Below are 1,068 nucleotides of genomic sequence, written 5' to 3' on the forward strand. Positions count from 1 at the left end.
ATCGCGAGTTGGACCCGGCGCCGGCACCTGTCGAGGGCGTCACCGGCCAGGCGCACGACGTGGAAGGGATCCATCACCGTGACCGCGTCCGGGATCTCCTCCGCAGCGGCGGTCTTGAACCCGGTGAAGCCGTCCATCGCGACCACCTCGACCGCGTCACGGAAGGCGTCGTCGCGGTCGGCGAGCCAGGTCTTGAACGCCGCCTTCGACCGGCCCTCGACCATGTCCAGCAGCCTTGCTGGGCCGGCGCCATCGCGGACCGGGGTGAGGTCGATGATCACGGTGACGTACTTGTCGCCACGCCTGGTGTGGCGCCAGACGTGCTCATCGACGCCAATCACCTTCACGCCCGCGAACCGCGTGGGGTCGTTGATCAGCAGCCGCTTGCCTTCGGCCAGGACCGCGTTGTTGGCGGTGTCCCACGCGACCCCGAGTCCCTCGGCGACACGGGCGACGGTGAGGTGTGCGACCACGATCCCTTCCAGCGCCCACCGCAGCCCGGTGCGCGAGAGCTTCGCGCGTGGCTCCGCCGCGGCGCTGGTGTCTTGGCGCCACACGTGTCCGCAGTCTGCACAGCGGTAGCGGCGCACTACAACTTCCAGCACGGTCGGTCGCCAGCCCAGCGGCTCGTGGGCCAACCGCCGGATCACGGTGTCACGAGCGGCGCCTTCGCTGCCGCACCGCCGGCACGACTGATCTGGTTCCACCACGCGGCACGCGAGGACCGCACGATCCGGTTCAAGTCGTTGCCCGATCACGCTCAGACCGAGGCCGTCGAGTCGAGCGAAGGCGGTCAGGTCAGGGCGGCCGAAGCCGGGCGGCGGGGTAGCGTCGGGCACGTCGAGGTCTTTCCGATGGATGGCGTAGGAACCTCCATCGTCGGGAGACCTCGACGTCTATCTGCGGACCGACGCGCCCGGCCGACCTACACCGTCATCTGAGAAGACCCTTCAAGACCGCCGCTGCGGAGGAGATCCCGGACGCGGTCACGGTGATGGATCCCTTCCACGTCGTGCGCCTGGCCGGTGACGCCCTCGACAGGTGCCGGCGCCGGGTCCAACTCGCGAT

General features: G+C 69.5%; 2 pseudogenes. One reads left to right on the top strand and one right to left on the bottom strand.

The features are described from left to right. Nucleotides 1–839: pseudogene (locus tag FK219_RS13300) on the bottom strand (ISL3-like element ISPfr2 family transposase); the annotation flags it as partial. Between the two features lie 110 nt (nucleotides 840–949). Between FK219_RS13300 and FK219_RS13305 the strand changes: the two are divergent. Then, a pseudogene (locus tag FK219_RS13305) lies at nucleotides 950–1,068 on the top strand (transposase); the annotation flags it as partial.

The sequence above is a fragment of the Microcella pacifica genome (genome assembly GCF_009371975.2).
Lineage (GTDB): Bacteria > Actinomycetota > Actinomycetes > Actinomycetales > Microbacteriaceae > Microcella > Microcella pacifica.